General features: G+C 68.8%; 25 protein-coding genes and 1 tRNA gene. 11 read left to right on the top strand and 15 right to left on the bottom strand.

The annotated features are described in order from the left end of the window. Nucleotides 1–20: 20 nt before the first annotated feature. Nucleotides 21–698 (bottom strand): sigma factor, encoded by a 678-nt coding sequence (locus tag E3T61_RS13450; RefSeq protein WP_134641347.1) that lies wholly within the window; start codon nucleotides 696–698, stop codon nucleotides 21–23. Between the two features lie 102 nt (nucleotides 699–800). On the opposite strand from E3T61_RS13450, the gene E3T61_RS13445 reads away from it, so the two are divergent. The 4 genes from E3T61_RS13445 (at nucleotide 801) to E3T61_RS13430 (ending at nucleotide 3487) form a co-directional block, all read left to right on the top strand. Continuing rightward, the gene (locus E3T61_RS13445) at nucleotides 801–1235 is read left to right on the top strand and encodes a MarR family winged helix-turn-helix transcriptional regulator (protein WP_134641346.1); all 435 of its coding nucleotides are present in this window, start codon (nucleotides 801–803) and stop codon (nucleotides 1233–1235) included. Nucleotides 1236–1377: 142 nt separating this feature from the next. Then, the gene (locus E3T61_RS13440; protein WP_134641345.1) at nucleotides 1378–2085 is read left to right on the top strand and encodes a YceI family protein; all 708 of its coding nucleotides are present in this window, start codon (nucleotides 1378–1380) and stop codon (nucleotides 2083–2085) included. Between the two features lie 53 nt (nucleotides 2086–2138). Then, nucleotides 2139–2645, top strand: coding sequence for a sigma-70 family RNA polymerase sigma factor (locus tag E3T61_RS13435; RefSeq protein ID WP_134641344.1), 507 nt, complete (start codon nucleotides 2139–2141; stop codon nucleotides 2643–2645). Beyond that, nucleotides 2642–3487, top strand: a complete 846-nt coding sequence (locus E3T61_RS13430) for an anti-sigma factor family protein (protein WP_134641343.1) — start codon at nucleotides 2642–2644, stop codon at nucleotides 3485–3487. The genes E3T61_RS13435 and E3T61_RS13430 overlap by 4 nt, the downstream gene beginning before the upstream one ends. A gap of 11 nt (nucleotides 3488–3498) precedes the next feature. On the opposite strand, the gene E3T61_RS13425 is transcribed toward E3T61_RS13430, so the two are convergent. Continuing rightward, complete coding sequence (locus tag E3T61_RS13425; protein WP_134641342.1) at nucleotides 3499–4398, bottom strand: LysR family transcriptional regulator ArgP; 900 nt, start codon at nucleotides 4396–4398, stop codon at nucleotides 3499–3501. A gap of 68 nt (nucleotides 4399–4466) precedes the next feature. On the opposite strand from E3T61_RS13425, the gene E3T61_RS13420 reads away from it, so the two are divergent. Both E3T61_RS13420 and E3T61_RS13415 read left to right on the top strand, forming a co-directional pair. Beyond that, nucleotides 4467–5096: a LysE/ArgO family amino acid transporter gene (locus tag E3T61_RS13420; protein WP_134641341.1), complete on the top strand. Its 630-nt coding sequence runs from the start codon at nucleotides 4467–4469 to the stop codon at nucleotides 5094–5096. Between the two features lie 76 nt (nucleotides 5097–5172). Beyond that, nucleotides 5173–5835 carry a DUF7002 family protein gene (locus E3T61_RS13415; RefSeq protein ID WP_134641340.1) on the top strand — a complete coding sequence of 221 codons (663 nt, stop codon included), beginning with the start codon at nucleotides 5173–5175 and terminating at the stop codon, nucleotides 5833–5835. A 124-nt stretch (nucleotides 5836–5959) separates the two neighbouring features. Here the strand turns inward: E3T61_RS13415 and E3T61_RS13410 are convergent, their stop codons facing one another. The 11 genes from E3T61_RS13410 to msrA all read right to left on the bottom strand — a co-directional run bounded on the left by E3T61_RS13410 (nucleotide 5960) and on the right by msrA (nucleotide 18151). Next, entirely contained in the window at nucleotides 5960–7156 is a 1197-nt protein-coding gene (locus tag E3T61_RS13410) for a glycoside hydrolase family 1 protein (RefSeq protein ID WP_134641339.1), read from the bottom strand. A 49-nt stretch (nucleotides 7157–7205) separates the two neighbouring features. Next, a complete protein-coding gene (locus E3T61_RS13405) occupies nucleotides 7206–8054 on the bottom strand; it encodes an alpha/beta fold hydrolase (protein ID WP_134641338.1) in 849 nt (282 codons plus the stop codon). Beyond that, nucleotides 8051–9781: an ABC transporter ATP-binding protein gene (locus E3T61_RS13400; RefSeq protein ID WP_134641337.1), complete on the bottom strand. Its 1731-nt coding sequence runs from the start codon at nucleotides 9779–9781 to the stop codon at nucleotides 8051–8053. Before E3T61_RS13400 ends, E3T61_RS13405 begins: the two co-directional genes overlap by 4 nt. Further along, nucleotides 9778–10710 carry an ABC transporter permease gene (locus E3T61_RS13395; protein ID WP_134641336.1) on the bottom strand — a complete coding sequence of 311 codons (933 nt, stop codon included), beginning with the start codon at nucleotides 10708–10710 and terminating at the stop codon, nucleotides 9778–9780. Before E3T61_RS13395 ends, E3T61_RS13400 begins: the two co-directional genes overlap by 4 nt. Continuing rightward, nucleotides 10707–11789 carry an ABC transporter permease gene (locus E3T61_RS13390; protein ID WP_420898487.1) on the bottom strand — a complete coding sequence of 361 codons (1083 nt, stop codon included), beginning with the start codon at nucleotides 11787–11789 and terminating at the stop codon, nucleotides 10707–10709. The genes E3T61_RS13395 and E3T61_RS13390 overlap by 4 nt, the downstream gene beginning before the upstream one ends. Further along, nucleotides 11782–13401, bottom strand: a complete 1620-nt coding sequence (locus E3T61_RS13385; protein ID WP_241992562.1) for an ABC transporter substrate-binding protein — start codon at nucleotides 13399–13401, stop codon at nucleotides 11782–11784. Before E3T61_RS13385 ends, E3T61_RS13390 begins: the two co-directional genes overlap by 8 nt. A 227-nt stretch (nucleotides 13402–13628) precedes the next feature. Further along, nucleotides 13629–14714: a LacI family DNA-binding transcriptional regulator gene (locus tag E3T61_RS13380; protein WP_134641335.1), complete on the bottom strand. Its 1086-nt coding sequence runs from the start codon at nucleotides 14712–14714 to the stop codon at nucleotides 13629–13631. A 155-nt stretch (nucleotides 14715–14869) separates the two neighbouring features. After that, nucleotides 14870–16330, bottom strand: coding sequence for a DUF2252 domain-containing protein (locus E3T61_RS13375; RefSeq protein WP_134641334.1), 1461 nt, complete (start codon nucleotides 16328–16330; stop codon nucleotides 14870–14872). A 105-nt stretch (nucleotides 16331–16435) separates the two neighbouring features. Continuing rightward, nucleotides 16436–16822, bottom strand: a complete 387-nt coding sequence (locus E3T61_RS13370; RefSeq protein ID WP_134641333.1) for a hypothetical protein — start codon at nucleotides 16820–16822, stop codon at nucleotides 16436–16438. 27 nt (nucleotides 16823–16849) lie between these two features. Next, the gene (locus tag E3T61_RS13365) at nucleotides 16850–17566 is read right to left on the bottom strand and encodes a M23 family metallopeptidase (RefSeq protein ID WP_134641332.1); all 717 of its coding nucleotides are present in this window, start codon (nucleotides 17564–17566) and stop codon (nucleotides 16850–16852) included. 66 nt (nucleotides 17567–17632) lie between these two features. Beyond that, the gene (gene msrA / locus E3T61_RS13360; protein ID WP_134641331.1) at nucleotides 17633–18151 is read right to left on the bottom strand and encodes a peptide-methionine (S)-S-oxide reductase MsrA; all 519 of its coding nucleotides are present in this window, start codon (nucleotides 18149–18151) and stop codon (nucleotides 17633–17635) included. Between the two features lie 297 nt (nucleotides 18152–18448). On the opposite strand from msrA, the gene E3T61_RS13355 reads away from it, so the two are divergent. Continuing rightward, nucleotides 18449–19066, top strand: coding sequence for a stage II sporulation protein M (locus E3T61_RS13355; protein WP_134641330.1), 618 nt, complete (start codon nucleotides 18449–18451; stop codon nucleotides 19064–19066). Nucleotides 19067–19131: 65 nt separating this feature from the next. On the opposite strand, the gene E3T61_RS13350 is transcribed toward E3T61_RS13355, so the two are convergent. Beyond that, nucleotides 19132–19207: transfer RNA gene (locus E3T61_RS13350), tRNA-Lys, on the bottom strand. Nucleotides 19208–19336: 129 nt separating this feature from the next. Between E3T61_RS13350 and E3T61_RS13345 the strand changes: the two genes are divergently transcribed. Both E3T61_RS13345 and E3T61_RS13340 read left to right on the top strand, forming a co-directional pair. Continuing rightward, a complete protein-coding gene (locus E3T61_RS13345) occupies nucleotides 19337–20152 on the top strand; it encodes an inositol monophosphatase family protein (protein ID WP_134641329.1) in 816 nt (271 codons plus the stop codon). A 35-nt stretch (nucleotides 20153–20187) separates the two neighbouring features. Next, nucleotides 20188–20730, top strand: a complete 543-nt coding sequence (locus E3T61_RS13340; RefSeq protein ID WP_134641328.1) for a hypothetical protein — start codon at nucleotides 20188–20190, stop codon at nucleotides 20728–20730. Between the two features lie 2 nt (nucleotides 20731–20732). Here E3T61_RS13340 and E3T61_RS13335 read toward each other — a convergent pair whose 3' ends face one another. Continuing rightward, nucleotides 20733–21998, bottom strand: coding sequence for a GAF domain-containing protein (locus E3T61_RS13335; RefSeq protein WP_166793232.1), 1266 nt, complete (start codon nucleotides 21996–21998; stop codon nucleotides 20733–20735). Nucleotides 21999–22099: 101 nt separating this feature from the next. Here E3T61_RS13335 and E3T61_RS13330 point away from each other — a divergent pair, with 101 nt between their 5' ends. Both E3T61_RS13330 and E3T61_RS13325 read left to right on the top strand, forming a co-directional pair. Further along, nucleotides 22100–23326, top strand: coding sequence for a glycosyltransferase (locus E3T61_RS13330; protein WP_134641326.1), 1227 nt, complete (start codon nucleotides 22100–22102; stop codon nucleotides 23324–23326). After that, nucleotides 23323–24075, top strand: a complete 753-nt coding sequence (locus E3T61_RS13325; RefSeq protein WP_166793231.1) for a PIG-L deacetylase family protein — start codon at nucleotides 23323–23325, stop codon at nucleotides 24073–24075. The genes E3T61_RS13330 and E3T61_RS13325 overlap by 4 nt, the downstream gene beginning before the upstream one ends. Nucleotides 24076–24177: the final 102 nt, after the last annotated feature.

Below are 24177 nucleotides of genomic sequence, written 5' to 3'. Positions count from 1 at the left end.
CGCGGGGTGCGATGGAACGCTCAGCTCGTGGCTTCGGACAGGCTGCGACCGAGCCCGTAGAGCCCCCGAGTCAAGCAGGCCTTTGCCGCACCCGGGGGAATCCGCAAGATCTGACTCACCTCGTCGTGGCTGTGAGCGTTGAAGTACGCGAGCTTGAGCGCGTGACGCTGCGTCGGTTCGAGATCGGCAAGTGCTCCACCGAGCGCAGTCCCGTACGGCACCGGATCGGGAACGGAGCCTGGCGACACCGGAACGACGTCGGGCCCACCCTGGGCGATGGCGTGCCTGCCCGGCGCGGACCGTGCCGCAGTCCCACGGTCCGGGTTACCCCTGACATGCTCCACACACATCCGGTGGGCCAGCGTGATCATCCAGGACAGCGCCGCGCCTTGACCGGAGTCGAAACGGGCGGAGGAACGCCAGATCTCTGCGAAGACCCGCTGGGTGAGCGCCTCTGCCTCACGAACGTCACGCAGGATGCGCAGCACGAGGCCATGGACTTGCGGTGCAACGTCGTCATACAACTCGGCGAATGCCCCCGTGTCGCCCTGACTCGCCGAGGCCAACCATCGCTCTCGCTGCCGCAGGTCGCTTCCCGGAGCGGGAGCAGCGGCTTCTTGCTCCGAACTCGCGTCCTGCTGGCGTTCGTCAGGGAAAAGGACCTCGTTCGCGGGCAAATCGGGGGCGGGAGTGGCCATGGTCCTCTTTCAGTCAACACACCGTCGATACCAACACCCTACACATCTTGTGCACAAGCTACTAGCGCGCAAGGCAATGGGAAAGGTGACAGTATGTGAGCCATGGCCGCCCCCCGGACCCCACCGCTTTCTGACCAGCTCTGTTTTGATCTGTACGCGGCTTCGCGCGCCGTCACCAACGCCTACCGACCGGTGCTCGCCGACCTGGGACTCACGTATCCGCAGTACCTCGTGCTGGTGGTGCTCTGGGACGAAGGAACCCGTACCGTACGCGAGCTCGCCGACACTCTCCGGTTGGACCATGGGACGCTCACCCCACTGCTTCGCCGGATGGAAAGCAACGGGCTGCTCACTCGGCGCCGCAACCGCGCCGATGAGCGCTTTGTCGAGATCGCGTTGACGCCGACCGGGGACGAACTGCGCAGTCATGCCACCAAGATCCATTGCGATATGACCGCGGCACTGGGGCTGAACCCCGAGGAGTTCAGCGCCCTTCAGGCCACACTGCGCATCCTCACCGAGAGAGTAAGCCCGTAGTTCGCACAGTGCGCCCAGTGGCCATCGACACGTTGACGAGGCGCCAGAGGGGCGATTTCGACGAACGGTGAACCTTTTGGGCCGTCACCTCGTTGTTCAGAGTGGATGACCGTCATCCACTACGCGAATGAACGAGGGTGACATGCAGAAGAAGACGAAAATCGGCCTGTGGATAACGGGCGGAGTTGTCGTCCTCGGCGGCGCCGCCCTGGCCTTCGGCCCGGCCGTGTATGCCGACTACGCCAACAGCAACGCGGAAGCGGCCCCGACCATCGCCCCCGCTACAACGAGCCCCACCGGCTCGGCGACCTCCGCCGCGGTGAACCCGGATGACCTCTCCGGAACCTGGAGCATCGGCGCCGACTCGTACGCCGGCTACCGTGTCGACGAAGTACTGCAGGGCAACGATGTCACCGTGACCGGCCGCACGGCCGACGTCACCGGTGACCTCACCGTGGACTCCCTGTCCCTCACCGCAGCCACGATCACGGTGGACGTGGCGAGCATCGCCACCGACGAGGGCGCCAGGGACGCTTACTTCCGCGACACCGCCATGGAGGTCGGCGACTTCCCGACCGCCACGTTCACCCTCACCGAACCGGTCACCCTCGAGGCTCCGGTGGCCGGCGTGGCCCAGACCCTGACCGCCACCGGCGAACTCACGATGCACGGCGTCACCCAGCCGGTCACCGCCGCGCTGCAGGCCGCGCTCACCGACACCGGCGGCCAGGTTGTCGGCAGCATCCCGATCACCTTCAGCGACTACGGCGTCGACGCCCCGAACCTCGGCTTCGTGTCGGTCGAGGATGCCGGCTCCGTCGAGTTCTCGCTCAACGTCGCGCAGAATTAGTCCGGCGGCATAGGCATGTTCATCGTGGGCATCGAGCGGACCGGGAGGTGACCGTGGCAGAACCACACGCGGAACTCCTGCGGGCGCTGCACGATGCCCACGGGCCCTCCCTGTTCAGGTACGTGGTGCGCCTGACCGGGGATTACGGGTTCGCGCAGGACGTGGTGCAGGAGACCCTGCTCCGCGCCTGGAAGCGTCCGGCACTGCTGGACCGAGACGAAGACGCCGCCCGCGCCTGGCTGTTCACCGTGGCCCGCAACCTCGTGATCGATGACCGGCGGAGCGCGAGGTACGCCCGGGAGATCTCGACCGACGCCCTGCCGGAAACGGTCTCTGCCGACGCCACCGAGGCCATCCTGGATCGCTGGCTGGTGACGGATGCCCTCACCGCGCTCTCCCCCGAGCACCGCACCGTGCTGGTGAGCGCCTACTACCTCGGCCGGCCCATCGCGGAGATCGCCCGCCGGGAACAGATACCGGAGGGCACCGTGAAGTCCCGCCTGCACTACGCCCTGCGAGCAATGCGGCTCGCCCTACAGGAAAGAGGGGTCACCGAATGACCTCCACCCCCGACAGTTTTCGCGATTGGGACGCCGCCTATGTGCTCGGCGCGCTCAGCGCGGAGGACCGGCGCGACTTCGAACGCCACCTGCCGACCTGCCCGGCCTGCGCGGCCGCCGTCGCGGAACTCGCGGGGCTGCCCGGCATCCTGGCCGTGCTCCCCGCCGCGGACGCCGCGGCGCTGACCGAAGCTCCGGCAGACCCGTCCGGCAGCGCTCTGCCAGACGGCAGTGTGCCCGGCAACACCGCCGACGAGCACCTGCGCGCCGCGATGCACCAGCCTCAGCTGCTGCGGCGGCTGGCCGGAGCCGCCGCCCGGCGCACCCGGCGCACCCGGATCCACCTGGCCCTGGCCGGCACCGCCGCCGCCGCCGTTCTCCTGCTGGGCGGCGGGCTGCTCGGCGCCGCGCTGACCGCGCCCTCGACGCTTCAGGCCGGGCCGGCCGCATCCGCGCCGCCTGCATCGACACCGACGGATTCAGCACCGACGGATTCAACGCCGACGGATTCAACGCCGACGGCGACCAGGGTCGTGGCCATGGAGCCCGTGCAGGCCGGTGCGCTCACCGCCGACCTCTCCATCACCGACACCGACTGGGGCACCCGGTTCGACTGGTCGTGTGTGTACCTGAACGAGCTGTGGAAGGACAACGGGCCCCAGGACTACGACATGGTGATGACCGATCTGGCCGGCACCGCCACCGTGCTCGCGACCTGGACGGCGACCAGCCCGAGCACCGAGAACCTCGCCGCATCCACCGAGCTGCCCCTGGATCAGATCCGGAGCGTGGAGATCCGGGCGAGCTCGAGCGGAACACCGCTGGCTCACAGCGACCTCTAGCAGAGCCGCCCTCAGCCAGGCAGCGGCCGCAGTTCCCGGCTCGCCTCGGCGCGCACCGCGGCCGACACGGCATCCAGCAGCGGCGACGAGAGGTTCCAGCGCTGCCAGTAGAGCGGCACGTCCACCGGATGCGCCGCGGCCAGCTCCACCAGGGAGCCGTCGGCGATCTCGGCCAGGCACTGCTGTTCGGGCAACACGCCCCAGCCCAGACCCAGCAGCACGGCGCGGGCGAAGTCGTGCGAGGTGGGAATGAAGTGGCGGGGCGCGTCGCCGGGCCGGCCGGCGTGGGAGCGCAGGAAGGCATCCTGCAGGTCGTCGTTACGGTCGAAGGTCACCACGGGCGCCGCCGACAGCGCGTCGAGCCCGGTCGGGAGCCAGCGCCGCACGAACGCCGGCGTTGCCACGGCGCGGTAACGCATCCGGCCCAGCGGCTCGGTCACGCAGCCCTGGATGGAGTCGCGGTTGGAGGTCACCGCGGCCATGACGGCGCCGGAGCGCAGCAGCGAGATGGTGTGCTCCTGGTCTTCGCGGTGCAGATCGAACGTGAGATCGAGGTCGGCGGCCACCCCGGCGAGGCTGCCAAGAAACCAGGTGGCCAGGCTGTCCGCGTTCACGGCGAGGGAGATCAGCACCGGCCGGTCGGCGGGGCCGTCCTCCTGCAGCGCTCGCTCGGTATCGGCAGCGAGAAGCTCGACCTGGCGCGCGTAACGCAGCACCACGGCACCGGCGGGCGTGAGCAGCACCGGGCTGGTGCGCTGCACGAGCACCCGGCCGGAGGACTGCTCCATGGCCTTGACCCGCTGGGACACGGCCGACGCCGTCACATGCAGGCGACGGGCGGCCTTCTCGAAGGTGCCGTCCTCGATCAGGGCACGCAAGGTCTCCAATTGGTCCAGGGTGAAGCGCTGCATTAGATCAGCTTACGCATGATGAGAAAGCGTAGCTAGACTGCATGACCTCGGGTCTCTACCGTTGACTCATGACCCCCGCGACAACACTCCTGCCCGCCCTGCTGGGCCTGGCAACGGGGCTCTCCCTGATCATCGCGATCGGCGCCCAGAACGCTTTCGTGCTGCGTCTGGGCATCGAGGGACGCACCCGGGTGATCCTGCCGGTGGTGCTGATCTGCGCGCTGTCCGACGCAGCGCTGATTCTGGCCGGGGTGCTGGGCATGGGTGCCCTCGTCGCGGCGGCGCCGGTGGCCATGGTCGTGGTGCGCATAGTCGGGGCGGCGTTCCTGGTGGGTTACGGGCTCTGGGCGGCCCGCCGCGCCATCCGGCCGGGCGCCCTCCTGGTGACCGGCTCCCCCGGCGGCACCGGGCTGGGGGTCGCCGTGGGCACGGTTCTCGCGCTCACCTGGCTCAACCCGCACGTGTACCTGGACACCGTGGTGCTGTTGGGGTCGGTGGCCTCCCAGCAGGACGCCGCCGAGCGCTGGTGGTGGGCCGGCGGCGCCATGACCGCGAGCCTGGTGTGGTTCGCCGGCCTGGGCTTCGGCGCGCGCCTGTTGCGCCCTGTGTTCGCACGCCCCGGGGCCTGGCGCATCCTGGACGGCATCATCACCGTGGTCATGATCGCCCTCGGCGCGCGGCTGGCCTTCGACCTCTAGCCCTGGAGCCGTTCCGCCGTGTGTGCGCCGGGAGAGCGGCTGATGGGGACGGGCGTGGCCGCGGTACGATTTCCCCGTGCTCACCAAGGACCTGATCCGCCTCTACCCCGAGCTGTACCACGTGGCAGCGGATGGCGCGTGGCCGTCGATCGAGCGGCACGGGCTGCTCTCCACGGCCGCGCTTGTCACCCGCTGGGGTGTGCGGCAGGGGGCGCCGCAGGCCGCGATCCTCACCAAGCGGCGTGGCGAGTCGATCGAGCTGGAGCATCCGGACTACGGCACCGCCGTCATCCGGCACCAGAAGGCCATTCACGAGGCGTCGCTGGCCGCAGCTTTGGAGGACCTGTCCCCCGGCGAGTGGTACACGATGCTGAACGAGCGGGTGTTCTTCTTCCTGCAGAAGAGCCGGCTGAACGAGCTGTTGGCCGCCCGGTCGTACCGGGACGACGCCCACACCGTGATCACGGTGGACACTCGGAGCCTCGTCACCGCGCACGAGGACGATATCGAGCTCACCAGGGTGAACACGGGCTTCGCGCAGCGGTTCAGCGCCGAGCCGCGCGGCCGGGACAGCTTCCAATCCATCGAGGAGTTCGCGCATCCCACCCGGGCGCACGCCTCGACCAAGGTGGTTGATGTGGCCGAGCTCGCGGTGTATCGCGGGGTGCGCGACATCCGTGAGCACGTCAAACGCGTCGAGCGGGTGCGCGACGGCACCGTGCTGGAGCGCTTCGTCTAGCGCAGCCACGCTGGTCGAGCCTGTCGAGACCCCGCACCCGGTCTCGACAAGCTCGACCAACGAGTGGCCGGCTGTCGAGACCATCGCGCCAGGTCTCGACGAGCTCGACCAACGGGTGGACGGGTCAGGCGGCGGGGGCGACCGACGGCTCGAGGCCGTTGCGGCGGGCGACCTCGCCGAGCCAGCTGGCGCTGGGCTTGGGGGTGCGGGCGAACGTCTGCTTGTCCCAGGCGATCAGGCCGAAGGTGGGCCTGAAGCCCGAGGCCCACTCGTAGTTGTCCAGCGCCGACCAGTGCAGGTAGCCGAGCAGGTCGATGCCGTCCTCGATGCAGGCGTGCAGGCCCTCGAGGGCACCCTGGGTGTAGGCGATGCGGCGGCTGTCATCCGCGGTGGCGATGCCGTTCTCGGTGACCATCACGGGCACGTGGTCGGTGAGCTCCCACGCTGCACGCACGCCGATGCCGGCGGCCGGCGGGAAGAATTCCCAGCCGGTGAGGGTGGTCTCCACGTTCTCGGCGACCGGGCGGGGGCCCTCCGGACCGATGAAGGTGCGGGTGTAGGCCTGCACGCCCACGAAGTCGTCACCCTTCACGTTCTCCAGGTACCAGTCCTCACGCGGGTGGCCATACTCCACGAGCTTCTCCGCGGCGCCCTCCTCGTCCACGGCCACGAAGGCCTGGGTGGCGATGGTCCAGCCGGTCTTGAGCCCGCTCACCTGGGAGAGCACCTCGCGGGAGCGCTGGTGCGAGAGAAGCAGCGCATCCGCCACCTGCAGGTCGGGATCGGGCAGGCCGTGCGCCACGAGATTGGCGGCGTCTTCTCCGCCGGCCAGCATGGCGGCGATGTTGGGCTCGTTGATGGTGCAGACATAGTTGACGCCCTCGGCCACGACGGGCAGGGCGAGCTCGGTGTAGCGGGCGAACAGGTCGGCGGCGTCCTTCGCGCGCCAGAAACCGTCGTTCTCGAACCAGCGCGGCACCGTGAAGTGCATCAGGGTCACGATCGGCTGGATGCCGAACTCGTGGCAGGTGTCCACCATGCGGCGGTAATGGTCCACGGCCGAACGGGAGGTGAAGCCGCGCTCGGGTTCGATGCGGGCCCACTCGATGCTGAACCTGTAGGAGTCAAGGCCCAGGTCGGCGAGCAGCTTGATGTCTTCGCGGTAGCGGTGGAAGCTGTCGGCGGCGTCCCCGGAGGGTTCGACCATGGTCGAGCCCTGGGCGTGCTCCTTGGGCCACCAGTTGCTATTGACGTTGTTGCCCTCGATCTGGTGGGCGGCCGTGGCGGCGCCCCACAGGAAGCCTTGGGGGAAAGTGAGCATGGAAGGATCTCCTTGGGGTAGCGATGGTGCGGTGGTGAAGAGAGAAAAATCAGCGGGTGGATGCCCAGAACTCGTCGAGCATCGCGGCCGTGAAGCCGGGGTTGTCGAGGTTGGGCAGGTGCCCGGCCTGCGGGATCACCCGGTACTCGGCACCGAGCTGCTCGGCCATGAGCTTCTGCGCGGGGATGGGCCAGGCGTCGTCGGTGTCGCCGTGGGCGACGAGGGTGGGCACCCGGGTGGCCCGCACGGCGGCGGTGGAGTCCGGGGTGGACTGCAGGATGCGGATTCCGCCGAGGATGTTGTCGACCGAGGAGGCGATCAGGCGGTCGCGCACGAACTCGTCGTCGGCGGTGAGCGGGCTGCCCGCTGGGTGGTCGAGTGCCCAGATGGCCAGGGTGCCGTGTTCGGCCACCAACTCGGCATCGCCCTCGTGCGCACCCGCCCGGCCGCCGGGGCCGGAGCAGAGCATGGTCAGGTCGGTGAACAGCGCCGGCGCATCCTGCTGGGAAACACTGCGCAGCAGCGCCGCCCGGGCGACGAGGCCGCCCAGGCTGTGGCCGACCAGGTGCACCGGGTCGCCCTCGCCGATGGCGTGGGCGACCGTGACGGCATCCGCGGCGAAGTCGTCGAGCCGGTAGCTCCCGATGCCCGCGGGCGCGGCAGAGTCGGCCTGGCCGCGCTGGCTGTAGCTCACGACCTCCCAGCCGTGCGCCGCGATCAGCGGCAGCAGCAGCCGGAAGTCCTCCTTTGACCCGGTGAAGCCGGGCACCAGCAGGGCCACGCCACGGCGGGGGCCCTGCGGCCGCACCCGGAACGCCGTGAGCGGGCCGACCGCGGTGTCGATGCTGAAATGCTCGAGCTCCGGGGCCAGGGCCAGGGCGCCGAACGCGGCCGTCACGCGACGACCTTGCGGGGGTTCGGGATCGCGTCCAGGAGCCGGATCGTGTAGTCGTCCTGCGGGTTCTGCAGCACGTCGGCGGTGACGCCGCGCTCCACCACCGCTCCCCCGTTGAGCACCATGATGTTGTCGGTGACCACCCGGGCCGAGAGCAGGTCGTGGGTGATGTAGAGCAGGCTCACCCCCCACTGTTCGCGCAGGTCTTCGAGCAGGGCCAGCACACCGGCGCGCAGCGACACGTCGAGCATCGACACCGGTTCGTCGGCGATGATGACCTGCGGGTCGCTGGCCAGCGCGCGGGCGATCACGACCCGCTGGCGCTGCCCGCCGGAGAGCTGGTGCGGCAGCTTGGCCGCGAACTCCTCCACGGGGCTGAGGCCCACGATGTCGAGCAGTTCGAGCACCCGGCGGCGCGCGTCGGTGCCGGTCAGTCCCGTGAAGTTGATCACCGGGCGGGTGAGCGCGTATTCCACGGTGTGCAGCGGGTTGAGCGCAGAGTACGGGTCCTGGAAGACCATCTGCACGTCGCGGTGCAGTCGGCGGAAGTGCCGCCGGTTCAGCTTTCCGACGTCGAGGTCGCCGAAGCGGATGCTGCCGCTGGTGGGCTTCTCGACCGCCGTGATGAGCTTCGCGATGGTGGACTTGCCCGAGCCGGAGGCGCCGACCAGGGCCAGTGCGGCGCCGGGTTCGAGGGTGAACGAGACGTTGTCCACGGCGCGCACCGGAGCTTCGCCTCGGCGCGGGGCCGGGTAGATCTTCGAGACGTTCTCGACGACCATGGCGTGCTGGTCGGTACGCCGGGTGCGCGGCGAGACCGTGGGTGTGTGGGTGGCCGCCTCGGTCCGCGAAGCCCCCTCCGCCTTCCGCTGCTGCCGGTCGGCGAAACCGGGCAGCTCCACGACCTCGGCGCGCGGGTCGGCGTAGTGCGAGAGCAGCATCCGGGTGTACGGGGCCTGCGGGTTCTGAAGGATCTGCCGGGCCGGCGCATCCTCGACGATGCGGCCCTCGTGCATGACCATCACCCGCTGGGCGGATTCGAGCACGATGCCGAGGTCGTGGCTGATCAGGATGGCGGTGAAGTTCTCGCTCTTCTGCAGTTCGATGATGGTGTTCATCACGGCGTGCTGCACGAGTACGTCGAGCGCCGTGGTGGGCTCGTCGAAGACCATCAGCTCGGGTTCGAGCGAGAGCGCCAGGGCGATGGAGACCCGCTGCCGCATGCCGCCGGAGAGCTCGCCGGGGAACCTGTCGAGTACCTGCGGGGTCAGTTCGACCTTGCCGATCAGCTCGGTGGCCCGAGCCGTCCAGCGGCTTCTCTCGACGTGTCCGTGGGCGCGGAAGATGTCGACGAAGTGGTTGCGGATGCTGCGCACCGGGTTGAGCGCGTTCATGCCGGACTGCAGCACCATGGCGATGCCGCCGTGGCGCTGCTCGCGCAGCTGCTCGGCGTCGAGGCTGGCGATGTCCTTGCCGCCGAAGAGGATGCGGCCCTTCTCGATGTGTGCCGGCGGCTTGGACAGGCCCGTGAGTGCGAAGCCGAGGGTGGACTTACCCGAACCCGACTCCCCCACCAGGCCGACGAACTCGCCGTGGGCCAGCCGGAAGGAGACGTTCTGCACGGCCTTGGTGGCCCCGGCGCCGTAGCCGTAGTGCACCGAGAGGTCATGCACCTCGAGCAGGGTGGTGTTGGCGGCGGGCGGGGTCTGGCTGAACGGTGTCGGGGTCATTTCTTGGTTCCTTCCCGGAGGCGGGGATTGCTGATGCCGTCGACGCCGAAGTTGATCAGGGTGAGGGAGGTGGCCAGCAGCGCGATGCAGAGGCCGGGGGCGAACAGGAGCGCCCACTGCCCGGTGAGCAGGGCGTTGGAGTTCTGCGCCCAGAAGAGCATCGTTCCCCAGCTCACCACTGTGGAGTCGCCGAGGCCGAGGAACTCCAGGCCGGCTTCGGCGAGGATCGCCGCGGTGGCGGCGCCGAAGAAGTTGCCCACGATGAGCGAGGTCATGTTGGGCAGGATCTCGCGGAACACGATGCGGAAGGGCCGTTCACCGCTGAATACGGCGGCCGTGACGAAGTCGCGGGAGCGCAGCGACTGGGTCTGGCTGCGCAGCACCCGGGCACCCCAGGCCCAGCCGGTGATCACGACGACCACGATGATCATGCCGATGCCGCCGCCGGAGAGGTACGCGGCGATCACGATCATGAGCGGCAGGCCGGGGATGACGAGGAACAGGTTGACGACGAAGTTGATCACGTCGGCGCCGAACCCGCGCACGTAACCCCAGCTGAGCCCGATCAGCACGGCGATGATCGTGGAGAGCAGGCCCGCCACGAGTCCGACGAAGATGCTGATCTGTGCGCCGTAGAGCAGTTGGCTGAGCACGTCTTCACCGGCGGCGGTGGTGCCCAGCCAGTGGGCAGCGCTACCGTCTGCGCTCCGTTCGAAGCCGGTCTCCCTGGCTCCGTACGGGGCGATCAGCGGAGCGAAGATCGCCAGCAGGATGAACACGGCGAGCATGACCAGGCCGATACGGGCCTTGCCGTTGCTCCAGACCGTCGAGGCGACGCGGACGACGACCTTCCAGGGCGAGGGGGCCGCGTCGATCGTGGAGAGGGGCGCGCGGATGGCGGCGGTGGTGGGAGGCAGTGAGGTGGTCATCGTCGGGTCCTCGGGTCCAGCACGCCGTACAAAATGTCGACGAGGAAGTTGGCGATGAGCACGCTCACGGTGATCATCAGGAAGAGTGCCTGCATCAACGGGTAGTCCTGGTTGGTGACGGCGTTGAAGAGCAGGTAGCCGATGCCCGGGTAGCCGAAGACCTGCTCCACCAGGATCGAGCCGCCCACCACGCCGCCCAGCGCCAGGCCGAACGAGGTGAGGTTGGGCAGGATGGCGTTGCGGGCGGCGTAGCGCAGGGCGATGGTGCGGGGCTTGAGCCCGTTCGCCTCCGCGAACGTCACGTAGTCGTCGCCGAGGGTGGAGATCATGGTGTTGCGCATGCCCAGGATCCAGCCGCCGAGCGAGGTGATCAGGATCGTCAACGCCGGCAGCACACCGTGGTAGAGCGCGTCGCCGAAGAACTCGAACGACAGGTTCGGCTGCGCCGTCGGCCCGTAGGCACCGGAGGTGGGGAAGAGTCGCAGCACGTAACCGGCGAAGAAGAGCAGCAGCAGCGCGGTCCAGAAGTACGGGAAGGCGCTCATGAATGAGCCCACCAGGGTGGGCACGCTGTCGAGCCAGGTGCCGCGCTTCCAGGCCGCGAGCACGCCGAGCAGGGTGCCTAGGATGAAGGCGACCACGGTGACCAGGCCCACCAGCACGAGCGTGTACGGCAGCGCGGCCGAGACCAGCTCGCCCACGCTCTGCGGGTAGAAGGTGTACGAGATGCCGAAGTCCAGCGTGACCACCTGGTGCAGGTAGGCGAAATACTGCTCCACGATGTTGCCGGTGGGCACACCGAGCTGGGCCTCGATGGCGGCCTTGGTGGCCTCGGTGACGGGGCCGTTCTGCGCGAGCTTGGCCAGCGCGGCGTCCGCCGGGGTGCCGGGCATCAGCCGCGGCAGCAGGAAGTTGACCGTGACGGCCGCCCACAGGGTGAGGGCGAACAGGCCGAGCTTGCGGGCGACGAAGCCCAGGGACGTGACGATCGGGCTCGGCGCGTGCGCCGCATCCGTGGGGCCCGGCCTCGTGGGAGCGAGACCGTCGACGCCGCGGGGCGCCGCCGTGGTGCTAGTCATCATTGACCTTCTTCAGATTGGTGAGCACGAGAAGCGGGGTGGACTCGTAGGTCTTGGGTGAGGCATACGGGTCGTCGGCGCTCGGCCAGCCCGTGAACTTCGCGTTGCTGAACAGTCCCCAGGAGCCGCCGTAGTACAGGCTGATGGACGGGATCTGGTCGTACACGACCTGCTGCAGCTGGTTGGCCAGGTCGGCCTGTTCCTCGGGGTCGAGGGCGACCTTGTAGTCGGCGAGGATCTCGTCGACGGCCGGGTCACTGAACCGTTCGAAGTTGTTGCTGGCCTCCTCGCCCACAGGCTTGACCCACTCGCTGGAGAGCAGATTGTTGAAGTCGCGGAAGGTGTTGCCGGTGCCGCCGGTGGCGCCCATGGCGAAGTCATACTCCCCGTTGCGGAGCGCCAGGGTGTACGCGGCCGGCTGCGGGGACTCGACCTTGACGTCGACGCCGATCGCGCCCCACTGCTTCTGCACCTCCTGCACACCCTTGAGCCAGTCGTTGTAGCCGGCAGCAGTGGTGATGGTGAGGCTGAGCTGGGTGCCGGAGGCGTCCACCAGCTTGCCGCCCTGCTGCGTGTAGCCCGCCGCGGCGAAGTACTCCAGCGCCTTCGCGGTGTCCTGCGTGATCAGGCCGGAATCCGGGATCTCGGGGTTGAGCACATCCGCCTGGTTGGGCAGCAGGATGTTGGTCTGGCCGGCCGGGTCCATGTAGCCCTCGGCGGCGGCGTCGCCGACCATGCCGCGGTCCAGCGCCGTGGAGAGCCCCTGGCGCACGTTGACGTCGTTGAACGGTGCCTTGGTGAGGTTGGGGAACAGGGCGATGGTGCCGCCCGGCGGGAACCAGTAGGTGTTCTGGTTGCCGGCATCCACCCAGGCGCCGTCGACGTCGCTGATGAACGAGTAGGCCCAGTCGTAGCCCTTGGTGGCCACGTCGAGCTGGGTGTTGGTGGCCGGCAGGATCAGGTGCTCGGCGGCGACGGTGTCGGCCTGCCAGTAGTCCTGGTTCTTGTCGACGGTGTACTGCTGCGGGGCGAAGTTGCCCAGCGTGTACGGGCCGGTGCCGACGGGCTCGGGGTTCCGCCAGGTGGTGGGATCCTCGACGTCGGCCCAGATGTGCTCAGGCACGATCAGGGTGGTGGAGGCGATCAGCTGAGCGGCGGGCACGTCCGGCGCGGTGAGGTGCACGGTGACGGTGTCGGTGCCGACCTCGAAGGTGTCGATGTAGCTCCAGATGCCCTGCAGGTCCAGCGACGGGTTGTCCTTGAGCAGCTGGAAGGTGAAGCCGACGTCTGCCGCGGTGAAGTCCTCGCCGTCGGACCAGGTGACGCCGTCGCGGATTGCGAAGACGATGGTGGAGGGGTCCGGCTGGGTGTACCCGGTGGAGAGCCACGGGTGTTCTTCGGCGTTGAGGTTGTCGAGCACGATCAGCGGCTCGTACATGTAGAACGCCGCGACCCGCTTGTTGATCATGAACGGGTTGAAGTTCTTCTCGAACAGCGGAGAACCGTTGTCGGCAGCGACGAGCATGGTGTCGTCGGGGATGGACGGGTCCGGCGCGCTCTGAATCTGGATGCTGCAGGCAGCGAGAGTGGAGGCGGCGACGGCCAGGGCCACACCGGCGAGCGTGCGGCGGGCGAGCGAGCGTCGCGCCTGTGGACGGAGAGGCCCTGATCGGGGCCGAGATCGAGTGGGTTGCATCATTACTACCGGGTTTCCTCAGTCATCGTTGAGCTGATCGCGCCGGGGACGGGCTGGGGTGGCGCGTGATCTGACTTCGAGTGTATGCGCATACATTGGCGGAATGCAAGCACAGGTTTCCCCGCGGAGTCGCCGGTACCCGGTCAGACGCGGGGGCAGCTCTCTCGCAGCACAACCTCCACAGGCAGGGTGAACGCCTGCGGGTCGAGCGTTGGATCGTCCAGGCGCGCGGTGATGGCGTGCACGGCGGCGCGGCCCAACTCCACCATCGGCTGGTGCACCGTGGTGAGCCGCGGTCGGGAGTGCCGGCCGGCCGTGATGCCGTCGAAGCCGGTGACCAGGACATCCTCCGGCACCCGGATGCCGCGCTGCTCGAGCACGTCGAGAACGCCCAGGGCGGTTTCGTCGTTGGAGCAGAGGATGGCACGTGGCCGGTCCGCGGCCAGGATGCGCGCGGCCGTGGCCCTGCCACCATCGCGGGTGAAGTCGCTGCGCAGGATCCGCACACTGTGTTCGGCCAGACCGGAGTCGGCGAGCGCGTCACGGAACCCGGCGAGCCGCTCGGCGTCGTCGGGGGAATCGGTCGGTCCGGCGATGTAGACGACGTCGCGCACACCGTGGCCCTGCAGCACGTAGTTGGCCAGTGTGCGCATGCCCGGTCCGTTGCTCGCGCTGACATGGTCGAAAGCGTCCTCGCGCTGGGCGCCGGCCAGGATGACCACGGGGATCCGTCGGGCTACATAGGCCAGCAGCTCGTCGGGTACGGTGCGGGCCAGAACGGCGAGGCCGTCCACCCGGCCGGCGATGTCGGTGACCAGAGCTTCCCGGCTCGAGCCGCGTCCGGCGGCCACCATCAGGGCGAAGCCGCGGCGCCAGGCTTCGATCTCGGCCCCGCGGAGCACCTCGTCGAAGTACAGGTTCTCGGTGTCGGAGGAGGTGTCGGAGTCGTCGTCGACGATGGGCACGGTGTCGCCGCGCGCCGAGTCGACGGGCTGGTCCGGCACTGTTTCGTCGTGGCCGGGGAAGAACAGGCCGATCACATTGGTGCGCCGGGCGGCGAGCCCCCTGGCCGCGGCGCTGGGCACGTAGCCGAGCTCGGTGACGGCGGCGAGCACGCGTTCCCTGGTGTGCTCGCGCACCGCAGCCGGCGAGCGCAGCACCCTGGAGACCGTGGCGATCGAGACGCCGGAGCGCTCGGCGACGTCGTAGACCGTGGGTGCTTTCGCCACGTCGCCTCCTCGCCCTCGGTGCTGCCGCCGGTCGCCGCCGCTGGTGCGGGGTGTCCTGCCATCGTACGGCCGCTACGGTTCCCGTCCCGGACACTTGCGCCCAGCGCACCGAGATCATGTGTCCGAACGGGCAACAGTTGTGGCCCGGGAGCAGGTCAGACGCCGCCGCGGGCGACCAGACGGCCGGTGCGCACGGCGTCGAGGAAGGCCTGGTAGTCCGCGTCGTTCTGATCGGCATACCGGTGTGCGAAGTCGGTGACGGCGCGGTCGAATTTGTCGCTGCCGCCGAGGTAGGCCGCGATCGCGATCGGGTCGCCGGAGCGCGCGTGCGCCCTGGCCAGGGTCCAGCCGCAGGCGTGCGCGTAGAAGGTCATCCCCATCGGCACCATCGCCTCCACGACCACTGACCCCTTCATGTCGCGCAGCTGCCGCCAATACAGGTACCGGTCGGCCTGCATCCCCCTGGTCCAGCCCAGGAAGATGTCGCTGGCGGCCTGCATCATCCGTTGCCCCTGCACGACCCGTTCACCGGGCTGCTCGAAGATGCTCTTCGGCAGGTGGTCTTCGAGAACGGATGCTGTCGCCTCCTTCACCTGCAGGAACAACGGGTCCTGCTCGTCCCGCCCCTGCAGCAGGACGATGAACGCTCGGTTGCCGACGCTGCCAACGCCCACCACCTTGTGGGCCACGTCGACGACGTCGAAGCGCTCAAGCAGCCGCCGCCGGTCGTCCTGCAGGGTCTGGCGATAGGCCTTCAGCTGGTCCCTGACGGCGGCCTCGGTCTCCTCCGCGGTCAGCCCGAAGGTCTCGGCGAGCTCACGGACCGGAATCACGATCGGCGGTTGACTGATGATCCGGTAGTGTCCATCGACGAATTCGGCCAGCTTGGCAAGCGCCTGCATGCTGTCCCGCGAGCGCGCTTTCGCGGCGTTCTTCAGGGCGTTCTTCTCGAGAGCCTTCGAGGCCTTCCTGGCCGCCTTGCCCTTCTGGTTGGCCCTGGCCATGTCCATCGCGGCCAACAGCTCCTGCTCGGACATCCGGGCATACCAGATGTCCAGGGTGCGCATGCCGGAGAACTGGATCATCGCTTCCCGGTAGGAGCGCACCGCCTCCAGGGTCACCTCCCGGATGTCCGACGAGGAGAAGCCGTTGTTGCGGGCGGCGATCGTGAAGCTCGCCGTCATCCGCAGCACGTCGTACTCGAACGGGCCGGGCAGGGTCTCGTCGAAGTCATTGAGGTCGAAGAGCAGGTTGCGTTCGGGAGACGCGAAGACGCCGAAGTTGGACAGGTGGGCGTCGCCGCAGAGCTGCACGATGAGGCCGGCCCGTGGGGTGTCCTTCAGGTCGGTCGCCATGATCTTCGCCCCGCCCCGGTAGAAGGTGAACGGCGAGGCCATCATGCGCCCGTGCCGCACCGGCACCAGGTCGGGCACGCGGGTGAGGTTCTGCTCCTCAAGCAGGGCAACGGGGTCCGGCCGGTCCTCGGCCGGCGACCAGCCGCGATGACTGTTCAGCGGGGTCTGGGCCCTGGCGGCCTTGCCGCCCGCGGCACGGTCGGCCACGCTTGCGTGCTCGGTGCCGGCGACATGCTCGGCCTGGCTCGAATCCTCGGTCATGACAGTCAGCCCTTCGCTGGACGACGCTGAATGTACCCACGATTGCCCCAGCCGGCGGGGCTGTCAATGGCCCGGGCGGTCGGCAGCCGAATCGCCGCCGCCGCTTCAGTGCCTGAAGAAGGCGTTCGCCCGGCCCGAGTAGAGGATGCCTATGACGATGACGGCGACCAGCATGTTCACCACCCCGACCGCGACCTGCCCGTGCACGATGCTGAGTACCCCGTTGATCGCGGCGAAGAGCTGGATGCCGGCGATGATGCCCCTGGACAGATTCGAGCCGCTGAACAGGCCGCGGGCCACGAGCAGTGTGAGCAGTCCGAGCAGCATGGCGATCACGCCGGTTCCGACCGCCAGCTCGGCCCCGCCCACGGCGCTGTCCACCTCGGTCGAGTTGGCGCCGATGAGCAGGATGACGCCGCCGAGGATGGTGAAGAGTGCGTTGAGGTAGACGATCACCGCGACAACCGTGACCAAGCCGGGTCTCAATGACATGGCAGTTCCCCTTCCTCGTGACTTGGGCTACACCATAGGGCGAAACGGCTCGACGACGGCGCCCTCGCCGGGAATTCCGCTCTCGTGCAGCTCGGCACCGCGCCCGCCGGGCGGCCACACCCGGTAGCTCCGGAATCGCACCGGCAGGCCGGCTGCCCTGGAGAGGTCCAGGTTGTCCATCACCTGCAGGTGCACATGCGGTTGGGTAGAGTTCCCGGAGTTGCCGCACTGTGCCAGCAGATCACCCGTGTGTACGACCTCGCCCACACGAACCCGCACGGACCCGTTCCGCAGGTGCACGAGGGCGGCAAAGCCGGCACCGTCGGCCAACTGGATGACGACGTGATTGCCCGCAATCGCGCCCACTCCCTGCCGCAGTCGCGCCGCCTGGCCCAAAGCGTAGGGAACCAGGCTCAGCTGGGAGCGCCGGGCCACATGGTCGGGCTCACCGTCGTGTGCGTGGACCACGGTGCCGCCCGACGGCGCCAGGATCGGCCGGCCGAAGCCGACGAACCGCTCCGGCGGTTCGGTGCCGAAAAACGTGCCCCAGCTGCGGGTGGCGGCGGTGCGGCCTCGTTCGTCGACGCCGATGAAGTCGATGGCGTAGCGCTCGCCCAGCAGGTCGGTCCCGTGACTCGGGATTCGTCGTGCCGGGCTGTTCCTGGCGATCCACCGGCCCGTGAAGGGCAGGGTGAGTAGGGCCGGGACCGGTGGCGAATCCCGCTTCGGTTGCGCTTGGCTCATCGGCCCACACTAAACCGGCCCGGTCGTTTCGAAAGCGACCGGGCCGGGATGTGCATTACCGTGTGGCTAGTTGGCGACCTGTTCGCGCCGCGGCAGCACCCAGCCCGGCCGCACGAAGTGGCAGGTGTAGCCGTTCGGGTAGTTCTGCAGGTAGTCCTGGTGCTCGGGCTCGGCCAGCCAGAAATCACCGAGGGGCTCGACCTCGGTCACCACCGGGCCGGGCCAGATGCCGGATGCGTCGACATCCGCGATGGTGTCGCGCGCGACGCGCTCCTGCTCGGCATCCGCGTAGAAGATCGCCGAACGGTAGCTGCGACCGCGGTCGTTGCCCTGGCGGTCCACGGTGGACGGGTCGTGGATCTGGAAGAAGAACTCCAGCAGCTCCCGAAAGTTCGTGCGCTCGGGGTCGAAGGTGATCTCGATGGCCTCGGCGTGGTCGCCGTGGTTGCGGTAGGTCGCGTTCGGGGTGTCGCCGCCGGTATAGCCCACCCGGGTCGAGATAACGCCCTCGCGCTTGCGCACGAGTTCCTCGACGCCCCAGAAGCAGCCGCCTGCCAGTGTCGCCGTCTCAGTGGTTCCGCTCATAGTGTCTCTCCTTGATCGTGGACGCCGTGATCGTGGACGTTCCCTCGACACAACGTGTCGGTGAGCCGCCCTGTTCCTCGCTCGCGTCACACACAGCGTGCTCCCAGTTTATTGGCACGCGCGCGGCTCACACACGTCGATCATCTGAGCTCAGCGCTGACGATCGGGCAGCAGTTTTGCGCTTCTGGGAGAAGCTCCTCCCGCCTTGGCTTGAGTCTGTCCATACAACACAGCGTGGACTGTTATCTACAGCGGCCAGACGGCCGCCATCGTGCAACAGAAACGGAAGCCAAACCTGTGCGAATCATCACCCGTCCACTCCACATCATCCGCGCCAATCTCCGGGCCTATCTCGCGGTCAACGCCTTCGTCTACGGGCTGATACTGATCGGCATGGCCGTGGCCACGATCTTTCCAGAGATAAATGCGTCTCGAACGAAAGCAGTCGCCGAGGCAGGATCACTCGCCGATATCGCACCACTACTCGACAGCGTCTGGCTCCTGGCAGGAAGGATATTCCTGAACAACGTCGTGGTCGCGTCCCTTCTCGTGATCCTGTTGCCATCTCTGATCATCCCGTTCGCGGGCCTGATTCTCTTCGCAATGAGCCTCGTCGATACGGGCTTCCTGCTGGCGCCCGTGAACGACGCAGCGGCACTGATACTTCTGCCGCACAGCATTACGCTCCTGATCGAGATGCAGGCCTATGTCGTGCTCCTCTTCGGAGTCTTCCTCCTCGGACGCGCGTGGCTTCGGCCCGCAGCCGTGGGAAAACTGAACCGCCGCAGTGGATACCTCCACGGCCTTCAGCAGCTCGGATGGCTGGCACTTCCCGTGCTGGCGCTCCACGCGGTCGGTTCGATCTACGAGGCGTACGAGGTCATCCATCTCATTCCCGTCGTGCTCGGGAACTAAGACGCGGGTCGTGATCGCCTCGACGGAATCGTGGAGGAGATCAGATCTCGACAGAGATGATGTTATGGTGCACCCCCCCGGACTTGAACCGGGAACCCGCTGATTAAGAGTCAGCTGCTCTGCCAATTGAGCTAGAGGTGCGTATTTTGTGCATATTTTTCGCGGCGGGGGCTTCCCCGCCGACATGAGACATTACCACCAGATTCGCGCTCGGCGCCAATCGAGGGTCGCGTCCCGGCGTGTCGCGCGCCGGTCACTATTCTGGACAGCGTGACCGAGACCCCGCTGCCCACCCTCGCCGATGACCTTTCGCTCGCCCTCGAGCTGGCTGACGCCGCCGACGCGATCTCAATGGCCCGGTTCGAGGCCCTCGACCTGGTCGTCACCACCAAACCCGACCGCACCCCGGTGACGGATGCCGACCAGGCCGTCGAACGCGCCATCCGCACGCTCCTGGCCCAGCGACGCCCCACCGACGGCATTCTCGGCGAGGAATTCGGCACGGCGGGGTCCACGGCCCGGCAGTGGATCATCGACCCCATCGACGGTACCGCCGGGTTCCTGCGCGGCATCAGCATCTGGGGCACTCTGATCTCCCTCGCCATCGACGGCGTGCCCGTTCTCGGCGTGGTCAGCTCCCCCGCCCTGGGCAAACGCTGGTGGGCCGCGACCGGCGGCGGCGCCTGGTCGGCCGACTCGCGCTTTCCCGATGCCGCGCCCACGCGCCTGCGGGTTTCCGGCGTCGAAACCCTCGCCGACGCGTCGCTCAGCTACGGCAGCATCCAGCAGTGGGATGCCGCCGGCCGGCTCGACGAGCTCGTTTCGCTCACCCGCCAGGTCTGGCGCACCCGGGCCTACGGCGATATGTGGTCCTACATGCTGCTCGCCGAGGGACACCTCGACATCGCCGGTGAATTCGACCTGCAGCCCTACGACATGGCCGCACTGGTGCCCATCGTGCAGGAGGCCGGCGGCCGGTTCAGCTCCGCCGACGGCGAGAACGGCCCCTGGCACGGCAGCGCCCTGGCCACCAACGGCCGGCTGCACCAGCTCGCGCTCGACGCGATCGCCCGGCCGGTTCGCTGAACCGGCCCGCAGCCAGAGCCAGATCCGGCACCCGGATGCGTCTGAAGACCAGCGTGCGTCGCCGCCGGGGCGTGCCCACCGGCATCCTGGTCGCGCTGATCGCGCTCACCGGGTGCGGAGCCGTCGACGCTGGGATCCCCGCCACATCCGCCGGCATCAGCCTGGCCCCTGGTACGGATGTGTTCACCCTTTCGGTCGGCGACTGTGTCAATACGGCCACTGGGGATCTCCGCTCCGGGGTCAGCCTGGTGCCCTGCGCCGACGACCACGACTGGGAGATCTACTTCGAAGCCGGTGTGCCGGGGACCGGTCCCTCCGGCGAGGACTATCCGGGCGACGAGGTGCTCATGGCCGCCGCCGAGGCGGACTGCGGAGCACAGTTCGGCTCCTTCCTCGGCCTCGACCCGGCCGCCGCAGCCGATACCGGCTCGGGGACCGATGCCCTATCGGAGCTCGGCTACACCTACCTGATCCCGTCGGAGACCGACTGGAGAGCCCAGGCCGAACACGAGGTCACCTGCCTCATCGGCGACATGGGCGGACCTGTCACCGGGTCACTGGCCGGCGCGGCCGGCTGAACTCACAACGGACGGGAGTCGGCCGGATAGTCGGCACGGTCGCCGCCGTCGACGGCGCGCCAGAGTTCGTTCTGCAGCAGCAGCGCCAGCTCGCGCAGCAACACGACGTCGACGCCCTCCTCCGTGCGCGGTCTCTGGTCGTACACGCACAGGGCGCCGATCCGTTCGCCCGAGGGCGACTCGATCGGAAACCCCGCATAAAAGCGCAGCTTCGGATCGGCCACGACCAGGGGGTTGTCGCGGAAGCGTTCATCCAGCAGCGCGTCGGGAACGACCAGGGCGGCGGGTTCGAGCACCGTGACCGTGCAGAACGAGCTGCTGCGGGGGATCTCGGCGACGTCCAGCCCCACCGTGGACTTGTGCCACTGCCGGTCGCCGTCGAGCACCGTGAACGCAGCCGCGCTGGTACCGAGCGATGAGCTGGCCAGGGCGACGATCCGGTCGAATCGCTCCTCCGGCTCGGTGTCGAGCAGGTTCAGCGCCATGAGAGCCCGGTGCCGCGCGTCCTCGATCTCCTCGGGCGTGCGGCTCTGCACCTCGGGCTCCGGCACCCTGTCGGAGCCCGGTACGGGCTCCAGGGAGCCCACCATCCGCTCGGCCAGGGCATCCGCCCAGACTTCGTAGTCACTGGCAGCGAGGAACCGGCCGAGGGCGGAAACCGGCGGGCTCGGCAGCGGGACGAAACTGAACCGGTCCACACCGGCGCACACCTCACGACTGACCCTGTTGAGCTCGAGCGCCTGTGCACCGGCCAGCGCCCCGCACGGGCCGCGGAAAACGGGAAGATCCGCCAACGGCACGATCCCGGCCAGGAAGACCTCGGTGCCGAGGGAACTCGAGCGCTGGATTTGCTCGACCAACCGGCCCAGGTCCCGCCGCCAGGCCCGCTCGGAGGTCAGCCGGCCGGCGTCGCCGATGCCGAGGGTGAGCACCACGGCGTCGTAACGCCACAGGTTGGCGAAGTCGATGTAGTCCGGCGCCGCACGCGCGGTCATCTTCGACCGAGAGATCACATCGACGTCGGCACCGCGGCCGGTGCGGGCAGTGAGCGCCCTGGCCAACGCGCCGGGCAGGGCGAGGGTATGGCTGAGCACCCCCCAGCCGACGGCGGGACCGCCGCCGACGATGAGAATACGGTCGCTGTCGATGCCCGGAGAATGAGCCTGTGGCGCATCGGTCGGAAAGGGGATTCCGCGGAACTTGCGCTCGAGGGCGGTCGTCCAGGCTCGCATCACGGGGACCAGCGTCCAGCGCAGGACTTCGCGCACGTGACCCTCCAACGTGGTGCTGTGGGAACCGAGGTCCCATGCGAACATTGCATACAACTGGCTCTCATCTTACGCATCCGCCCGTGTCATAAGATTCTGTAGTGTCCCCTGCTACTGATCCCCTGCGTATCGCCCTGGTTTCCCTGCACACCTCCCCCGGTGCCGAGCCCGGTTCGGGGGACGCCGGCGGCATGAATGTCGTGGTGCGGCACCAGGCCGAGGCGCTGGCGGCCCTGGGTCACCAGGTGGAGATCCTCACCCGGCGCTCCTCCCCCGAGATGCCCGCCGCCCGGCGCCTCGCCGCGGGCGTCACCCTGCGTTACCTCGACGCCGGACCGCTCCGGTCGGTGCCCAAGGGCGACCACGAGGGGTTCATCGACGACTTCCGCGCCCAGGCGGCCCGGCTCGGACCATGGGACATCATCCACTCCCACCACTGGTTCTCCGGCATGGCCATGCTGCCGCTGGCGCGCGAGTTGGGCGTGCCGCACGTGCAGAGTTTCCACTCCATCGCCGCCAACGAGGCCACCCCGCTGTCGGCGGGCGAGCGCCCGGAGTCCGACGGACGGATGGCCGGCGAGGCCTGGCTGGCCCGGGAGTCCGACCTGATCGTGGCCGTGAGCGCCGCCGAGGCCGACACCGTGGTGCTGCGGCTGGGCGGATCGATGGAGCGCGTTGCGATCGTGCCGCCCGGCGTGGACGGGTCGCTCTTCCACCCTCTCCCCGCCGGCACGGCCGGTGTGGGCCGGGCCGCCGCCGACCGCGGCTATGCCGTCGTCGCCGGTCGGCTGCAGCCGTTGAAGGGCCTGGATCTCGCCATCCAGGCGATCGCCGCCGTGCCGGCAGAGCTGCGGCCCGAGCTCGTGATCGCGGGTGACGCCTCGGCCGACTACGACGGCTACATCGACGAACTGAGCCGGCTGGCCGCGACGCACGGCATCAAGGACGGGGTGCGCTTCGTCGGGCCGCGTTCCCGCGTCGACTTGGCCAAGCTGCTCCGCGGCGCCCGGGTGGTACTGGTTCCCTCACACTCCGAGACCTTCGGCCTGGTGGCACTTGAGGCCGCCGCCAGCGGTGTGCCTGTCGTCGCCCAGGGCACCGGTGGCCTTCGCGAGGCGGTGCTCGACGGTGACACGGGCCTCCTGATCGAGTCGCGCGAACCGCGGGTCTGGGCTGCGGCTCTCACCGAGGTGCTGTCAGACCCCGTACTGGCCGAGCGCCTGTCGTTGGCGGCCCGCGCCCGTGCCGAGAGCTTCGATTGGCCCCGCTCCGCCGCCTCGCTGCTGAGCGCCTACTGCACTCTGCTGCCGATTGCGATTTGCGCGTGACCCTGCTCGACGGGCAACGGTCGGTATTGTTCGTGCACGCCCATCCCGACGACGAGACCATCTCCACCGGCGCGCTCATCGCCGAGTACGTCGCCAGGGGCAGCCGGGTCTTCCTGCTCACCTGCTCCCGCGGTGAACGCGGCGAGGTCGTCGACGGCCCGCTCACCGCCCTGGCCGGCACCGGCGAGCTGGCCGAAGAACGGGACCGGGAGCTGGAACGAGCCACCGGCATCCTGGGCATCACCGAACGTTTCTGGCTGGGCGAACCGCCGGCCAGGGTCGACGGGCTCCAGGCCCGTCGCTATCGCGACTCCGGCATGGTCTGGCTCAGCCCCGGCCTGGCCGGACCGGCGGACGATGCCGCAGAGGACGCCCTGTCGGTAGCCCCGCTGACGGAGGTCAGCGCCGACATCGCGGCCCTCGTCGAGCGGCTGCGGCCGTCCCTGGTGATCAGCTACGACGACGGAGGCGGCTACGGCCATCCCGATCACGTGCGCGCCCACGACGCGGCGCGCGCAGCATGCCTGGCCACCGGCACCGACTTCGCGGAGGTGCTCGAGGCACCCGCGGCCGGCAGCGACTGGTTCGACCTGCCCCAGCATCTCACCGTGGTGACGGATGCGTTGCGCGCGCACGCCAGCCAGCTCACCGTGCACGGCACCGAGATCGTTCACTCCGGCGGTCAGCGGGAGGCCATCGGCACCTCGGCCGGCCTGCGGCTGCATCCCCGCGGCGCCGGTCCCGAGTAATACCGGCTGTCCGAGCGGCCGGCGCTCCGCAGCTGCGCGAGCAGCAGCAGCTTGGTGCGCCCGGACTCGAGCAAGGTTAGGACAGGCTAAGCTAACTGTCGC

Source organism: Cryobacterium lactosi, from assembly GCF_004403945.1.
Classification (GTDB): Bacteria; Actinomycetota; Actinomycetes; order Actinomycetales; family Microbacteriaceae; genus Cryobacterium; species Cryobacterium lactosi.
Note: the sequence above shows the minus strand (reverse complement) of the source record. Positions and strands in the feature narration are given on the sequence as shown.